The organism is Synechococcus sp. W65.1, from assembly GCF_047461615.1.
Taxonomy (GTDB): domain Bacteria; phylum Cyanobacteriota; class Cyanobacteriia; order Thermostichales; family Thermostichaceae; genus Thermostichus.
Genome location: NZ_JANSHI010000007.1, coordinates 90,438 through 96,739, shown reverse-complemented (window position 1 = coordinate 96,739; position 6,302 = coordinate 90,438). Strand labels below are relative to the sequence as shown.

Below are 6,302 nucleotides of genomic sequence, written 5' to 3'. Positions count from 1 at the left end.
TAGACGACTTGCGAGCTACTTAGATTTGACCCGCTATGAGGGAAACGAAAAGGAACCAGCGCATCCTCATCCCGCCAGCTGTGCGGGAGTACGTCTTCCAAAGGGATGGCTTCCGCTGTCGCAGTTGCGGCAAGTCGCCTCCAGAGGTGCAGCTTCAGGTCGATCACATCATTCCCCTTGCCCAGGGCGGCAGCAACGACATCAGCAACTTGCAAACGCTGTGCAAACTCTGTAATCAGCGCAAAAAGGACAGGTGGGATCCCCGCTTTCGCCGCCATTTCGATCTCTAGCTCAAACAACGGGAGGAAAGCTTAAAAAGGGCGGGCGGGTGAGGAGGCCGGTTGTTGAACCAACCTCCACCTCCCATCCTTCGGCGGGCGCGAATTTGGTGCGCACATAGCCCAAGCCCCAGTAGCCTTGGGAGGTGGAGCCAGCGCTGGTTAGCACACCGATCTTTTCCCCTTGGCGCACAATCTCGGCACCAGGCTGGGCCTCGCCCTGGAGGCGGATCCCCCAGAGGGTTTGGCGAATGCGCCTATAGGTTACCTGCTTGGCCAAGACTTCCTGGCCAATGTAGCACCCCTTGGAGAGGGAAACGGCGTGCCATAGGCCGGCTTCCAGAGGGTTGTAGTCGGGGGTCAGCTCGTGGTCAGCAGCAGGGCGACCGGCCTCCAGGCGCAGGGCTTCCCAAAGTTCGGCTGAGGCCAGCTCCGCTCCAGCTTGCTGCAGGCAGCTAGCAAGGGCGGCTTTGTGTTCGCTGGCCCCCCAGAGGGTAAATCCCGGCTGGGCAAGGCCGCTGCCACAAGCCAAATGGACAGGGATCCCTTGAATCTCCACCTGGCGGTGCTCGTATAGCTTTGTCGGGATCCCTTCTGAGGTCACTACCTTCTCGAGGAGGCGCTGGCTCTGCGGGCCAATTAACCCAAAGGCAAAAGTCTGGTCGGTTGCATCAGCTATTTGGGCCCCGCGCACGAAGGGCAACAGGCGTCCCAAGCTCTGCAGTAAGAGGCGACGTCGCTGCGGCGAAGTCCAAATCCAGCAGGCCTCCTCTTCCACGTAGACCGTCGCCAGGTCTATGATCCCTGCTGTGGGGGTAACAAACACGGTATCTGCCCCCTGGCCAGGTTTAAGAGCCTTGAGATCCTGAGTGCTCTGGCTGTGCAAGTAATCCAGGGCGGCGGAGCCCTGTATCCGCAAGCGGCCCCACCCAGAGCGATCCAAAAGCAGGGATCCCGCCTGGGCGGCTCCAAGCAGGGACGAGGGCGTGGGAACCTCAGAAACACCCGACATCGCTCACCCCAGAGGTGTCGTTTGGTTTTCTTCCCCACCTTAGAATAGGCTAGTTCACCTGAGCGTCTGTGGCGGATCCCTGTGATCGAGGTTGAAGTCCACCAACAGTTGCGCCAGCTCTTGCGGCAGCTTCCCGATGCCGGGTGGCCCCATCAGTTGACGATGGCCCGCATGGTGGCCCGGGGATTGCGGCTGGGGCGCAGCACCTTGATCCAGGTGCCGAGCGGGGGTCAGCACCGCCTCAGCTATCTGCTGCCGGCTTTGATGTGGCCCCATGGTACCTTGCTGTGTGCCCCGGTGCCTGTGCAGGCGCAAATTCTGGGGGAGGAGATCCCCTGGCTGCAGCAGACTTTGCAGTTGCACAAACCGGTTTTGCAAAAGGATCGCTGGCCAGATGCCGACTTTCAGGGGCTGCTGTTGGTCGATCCCCTGGATTGGCTGCAGGCGCGCTTGAGGGGAGCAGAGATGCCAACCGGGATCCCGTTGATCTTGGACGGCGCCGAAGACCTGGAGGAGTGGGCCTACCAAGCGCTGACCCTAACCATCGAAGCCAACCACTGGCAGCAACTGCGGCAGATCTTTCCTGCTGAGGCTGAGCGAATCTCCCAGGCCCAGGTTCAGTTGGCTCTACAGCTTTTGCGACGGCCCCTTTCCCGCTGCTTAGTTCAGGCAGACGAACAGGTTCACCTGGAAGTAGCGCTGTCCCTGGTGGCCGGCTACCGCGGCTGGCTGCCGGATCCTTGGGATCAGCTCCGCCGGCGGCTTGGGGCCGAAGGGGATCCCGCTTCCCGCTGGGTCTGGTGGGCGGAAACCAATCGCGAGACCGGCCGCCTCACGCTTTACCACAGCCCGGTGGCTTTGCACGAATGGCTAGCGCCCATCTGGGCTACCCAACCCGTGGTAATTATCGGCGAGGCGCTGGATTTGGATCGGCAGGCAGAAAGCTATCGCTGGCGCTTAGGCTTACCGGATTTGACGCCCCTACGCTTTAGCTCAGGCGAAGAATGGATCCGCTCCGGGGGGGAGCCCCTGCCCAGTTTGGCTCTCTATTTGCCGTGGCTGCCCTTGCCCAACAGTCCTCTGTTCCGGGAACACTTGCTGCAGGAGCTAAAGAGCCTGATTGCAAAGGCGCAGGGCTTTGTGGTGGTGCTGGTTTCGGATCAACCCCTCCAGGTGCAGGTCGGAGCTGCTTTGGCCGCTGAGTTTGGCTCGCGGGTACGGGTGAATAGCCCCTTTCGAGGAGAAAAGGGCATCTTGGTCTGCGACTGGTCCTACTGGCTGCAGCACAAGGCTAGCCTACCTTGCCCGGAGCTGCTGGCCATTGCCACCCTGCCGTTTCCCTCGATGGAAGATCCCAGGGTGGCCGCGCGAGTGCAGTATCTGCAGCGCAGTCGGCAGGACTGGTTTCGCCAATACCTTTTGCCGGTGGCAGCCAGTCAACTGCAGCGAGCCGTCGCTCCCTTGCGGCAGGGATCCGAAGTAGCTGAGGCCACTGGCTTGCCCCAACGTTGGGTGGCGATTCTGGATAGCCGCATCATTGCCCGCAGCTACGGCGTTGCCCTTCTCAATGCCTTGGGGCCAACTCTGCGCATCCAGCAGCCCAGCCAATTGTTTAACCAAAGCCAAGCCGGATCTGGGCTATCCTAGGATTAGCGCTAACCTTGTTTGGCGGGGATCATGACCAGTCCTGCTCTCAGCCCCAATCCAGCACCGCACCTGCAAGCAGTTTGGAAGTCGTTGCGGCAGGCCATCGTGGAAAGCTCAGGCTTCCAGGGATGGCTGGAGGGGCAGGAGTTGCCCAAGGAGGAGGCTGAGTTGGATCGCCTAGTGCATCGTTACCTGGAGCAGGCTCTGTCTCACTTGGCCTACTAGGATCCCCACAGCAGCAACCAGAACGGCAAAGTCAGCAAGGCTGCCACGTAGCCTACGGCTAGAGTTGTTGCCGTTAGCTCGCGATCCAAGTCGTATTCTTCCACAAGCACCAGGGTGGCAACGGCAGGGGGCATACCCGTCTGCAAGACCAGCACCAGCTTGGCCAAAGGAGGATAGGGAGTCAAGGCTAACCCCAAGCCCACCAAAAGGGGAACGGCAACAAGTTTGATGAAGAGGGCCACGGCGGCGGGGCGAAGGGATCCCCAGTGCGGCACCTGGGCTAGCCGTATGCCCAAAAGGATTAAGCTCAGGGGAATCGTGCTCCAGGCAAAGGCAGTGAGCCCTTGGGCTAGCCATTCTGGCAGAGGGTAGCGAGCCATTGCCAGGCCGACAAAGAAAGACCAGAGAGTGGGACTGCTTAGGACGCGGAGCGTGGCTTGCCAGGGAGGGGTGAAGGAAGCGCTGTAGCGGCTGGCAACCCAGACTCCCAGACCGTAGGCGGTCAAGAGGGTGCCCAACAGGTCGTAAAACAAAGCCCAGCCAAAGTAGGCGCTCCCGCCCACCGCCAAGCAGATGGGGTAGCCCAAATAACCCGTATTTCCCAGGGTGGCTGTTAGGTAAAAGCTGCCTCGCCGGGCTCTGCTCCAAAGCCAGGGATCCCACTCTTTCTTCCCCTGCCAGGTGTGGTGCTGCCACTGCAGCCAGGCACTGGCCAGGGCATACCCTAGCCCTGTGGCCAGCCAGCAGACCAAAGGGGCCGCCCAGAGCTGGCCAGAGAGGTCCGCCGTCTGCATAAACCCAAGGGTGCCCAGGGGAACCCCCACCCAAAACATGAAGCGGCCCAGCGCTTGGGGATTTAGCCAATGGCGCCAGGGGGGAGGTAGCCCTCTCTGCAGGACAAACCCCAGCAGCGTCCAGCCCAGCAGGGGGAGGTAGACCTGAAAAAGAGTGGTGAGCACGCCTTCTAGAAGCCAAGGGGAAGGGATCCCTGCGGAGGGGTCTGCTGCTGTTCGCGCAGGGCAAAGATGCGCAGGATCACCTCCTCCACAACGCGGTCGGGGGTAGAGGCACCGGAGGTAATACCAATCTGCACTGGCCCGTCGGGCAGCCACCCTTCTGTAACGATTGGGTCTTGGTGGAGGGGCTTGTGGCGGATGCGGTTGGGCGGTTGGATGCAGTCGGGGCCGTCAATATGGTAAGAGGGCAGCCCTTTCGAGAGGGCAATTTCCTGCAGGTGGGTCGTATTGGAGGAATTGAACCCGCCAATAACCACCACGACATCCAAAGGCCGCTCCAGCAGCTCAAACATGGCGTCCTGCCGCTCTTGGGTGGCGTTGCAGATGGTGTTGAAGCTCATGAAGTGCTTGTCCAGCTCCTGGGGGCCATACTTGCGCAGCATCGTGATCTCAAACAGCTTGGCTATGGCACGGGTTTCCTCCTCGAGCATCGTCGTCTGGTTGGCGATGCCAATCCGCTCCAGATCTCGATCCGGATCAAAGTTGGGGGAGGTAGCCTTGCCAAAGCGCCGCCGAAACTCTTCTGGGTCCCCGCCTTCTAAGATGTAGCGGGCAACCCATTCGGCTTCTTCTAGGTTCAGCACCACCAGATATTTTTCAGCAAAGGAGCTGGTGGCCACGGTCTCTTCGTGGTCGTACTTGCCGTGGATGATGGAGGTAAACTGGGCAGCCCGGTGCTTGTCCACCTGGTTCCAAACGCGAGAGACCCAGGGACAGGTGGTATCGACAATCTCGTTGCCCTGGGAGCGGAAAAACTCCATTTCCGAGACACTTGCCCCAAAGGCGGGCCAAATGACCACATCTTCCGGCCGGATTTGGGAAAAGTCTTTCTTGCCGTCTGGGCCTTTCTCCACGAAGCGGATCCCCATCTCCTGCAAGTGCCGGTTGACCAGGGGGTTGTGGATGATCTCGTTGGTGATCCAGATTTGGCGATCGGGAAAGCGGTGCCGAGCTTCGTAGGCATACTCTAGCGCCCGCTCCACTCCCCAGCAAAAGCCAAACGCTTTGGCTAGATGGATGGTGATATCCCCCCGCTGATAGCGGTAAGACTGGGCGCGAATCTGCTCCACTAGGCGGCTTTTGTAAGTAGTCTGCAGCTCTCGTTGGGCCTGATCCTTGTACTCTTCGAATCCTTTAGCAAAGTAGGTGCTGGAGCTGCGCAGGGCTTTGCGCAGGGCGCGCGGATCTGAATGAGGCATGGCTGTCACCTCGGCTAGGCACTGCTGAGAACACTCTCTCAGCTTACGTCCTCTCTTGGGGGTGCGGGCCATTCCAGCAGCGGGACGCCCTAGGCAGGCGGCTGCTCCTGCGTTTCCAGTTGCTGCAGCCGTTCCTGCAACTGGCGGGCGACAAGGGAAAAACTGCGTTCAGGCCAGAGAAAAGAGCCCAGCCCCACGGTCAGCAGGCCTAGGCCAATGGCGGCGGCGATGAGCAATCCCAAGGGCAGCTCCACCGAGCGCCACAGCAGAAACTGCACTGTCCGCAAGGTCGGGTTTTGGCCAGCTAGGACTGCCACTCCCAAAGCCAGCAGCAGAGTCAAGAGCAGGTTAAATAGCAAAAACATAGGAAAGCCGCTTGCACCGGTTCTATTCTGCCTTGTTTGCCGAGGGAGCAGACCAGGGCTGTACTGTGCCATCGGGTAGGATGGCTCCGCTCAGGTCAGCGCCAATCAGCACCGCTCCCCCCAACTTGGCTGCGCTCAGGTCAGATCCCTGCAGTTGGGCGCGGGTTAGCTTGGCCTCCCAGAGGTAGGCTCCATGGAGATTGGCCTCCCGCAGGTCGGCAAAGCTAAGGTCAGCGCCGATCAAGTTGGCTTCCCAGAGGTTGGCGCCGCGCAGGTTTGCCCCTATGAGGTTGGCGGAGCTGAGATCGGCTCCCCGCAAATCGGCTTCCTGCAAGTTAATTCCACTCAGCTTGCCAAAGGAGAGGTTGGCCCCTCTCAGGTTTGCCCCCTGCAGCATGGCGCGCACCAAGTCTACGCCCACCAGGTTGGATTCTTGGAAGTTGCGCTCGCCAGCAGCGTAGCTTGCCAGTAGCTCCTCGGCAGTGCTCACTCGGGGCATAGGGAATACCCCCCTTCTCAGCTTGTGCCAGCAACCCCTAGGGCTAGTCAGGGTGGTCCTG

The 6,302-nt window shown here is 60.5% G+C and carries 8 protein-coding genes; 3 read left to right on the top strand and 5 right to left on the bottom strand.

What is annotated here, in order from left to right; all coding sequences use genetic code 11:
- The first annotated feature begins 35 nt into the window (after positions 1 to 35).
- Positions 36 to 290 (top strand): HNH endonuclease, encoded by a 255-nt coding sequence (locus NW806_RS05595; protein ID WP_414404811.1) that lies wholly within the window; start codon positions 36 to 38, stop codon positions 288 to 290.
- Between the two features lies 1 nt (position 291).
- On the opposite strand, the gene NW806_RS05590 is transcribed toward NW806_RS05595, so the two are convergent.
- On the bottom strand, positions 292 to 1,290 hold the full coding sequence (locus NW806_RS05590) for a YgfZ/GcvT domain-containing protein (RefSeq protein ID WP_414410330.1): 999 nt from the start codon (positions 1,288 to 1,290) through the stop codon (positions 292 to 294).
- An 81-nt stretch (positions 1,291 to 1,371) separates the two neighbouring features.
- Here NW806_RS05590 and NW806_RS05585 point away from each other — a divergent pair, with 81 nt between their 5' ends.
- The gene (locus tag NW806_RS05585) at positions 1,372 to 2,937 is read left to right on the top strand and encodes a hypothetical protein (RefSeq protein ID WP_414410329.1); all 1,566 of its coding nucleotides are present in this window, start codon (positions 1,372 to 1,374) and stop codon (positions 2,935 to 2,937) included.
- Between the two features lie 30 nt (positions 2,938 to 2,967).
- Entirely contained in the window at positions 2,968 to 3,162 is a 195-nt protein-coding gene (locus NW806_RS05580; protein WP_414394261.1) for a hypothetical protein, read from the top strand.
- Here NW806_RS05580 and NW806_RS05575 read toward each other — a convergent pair.
- The 4 genes from NW806_RS05575 to NW806_RS05560 all read right to left on the bottom strand — a co-directional run bounded on the left by NW806_RS05575 (position 3,159) and on the right by NW806_RS05560 (position 6,241).
- Positions 3,159 to 4,121 carry an AEC family transporter gene (locus tag NW806_RS05575; RefSeq protein ID WP_414410328.1) on the bottom strand — a complete coding sequence of 321 codons (963 nt, stop codon included), beginning with the start codon at positions 4,119 to 4,121 and terminating at the stop codon, positions 3,159 to 3,161. The two genes, NW806_RS05580 and NW806_RS05575, sit on opposite strands and share 4 nt — an antisense overlap.
- A 5-nt stretch (positions 4,122 to 4,126) precedes the next feature.
- Positions 4,127 to 5,377 (bottom strand): 4-hydroxy-3-methylbut-2-enyl diphosphate reductase, encoded by a 1,251-nt coding sequence (locus tag NW806_RS05570; RefSeq protein ID WP_414410327.1) that lies wholly within the window; start codon positions 5,375 to 5,377, stop codon positions 4,127 to 4,129.
- A gap of 89 nt (positions 5,378 to 5,466) precedes the next feature.
- Complete coding sequence (locus tag NW806_RS05565; protein ID WP_414394255.1) at positions 5,467 to 5,742, bottom strand: lipopolysaccharide assembly protein LapA domain-containing protein; 276 nt, start codon at positions 5,740 to 5,742, stop codon at positions 5,467 to 5,469.
- Positions 5,743 to 5,764: 22 nt separating this feature from the next.
- Complete coding sequence (locus tag NW806_RS05560) at positions 5,765 to 6,241, bottom strand: pentapeptide repeat-containing protein (RefSeq protein ID WP_414394253.1); 477 nt, start codon at positions 6,239 to 6,241, stop codon at positions 5,765 to 5,767.
- Positions 6,242 to 6,302 lie beyond the last annotated feature (61 nt).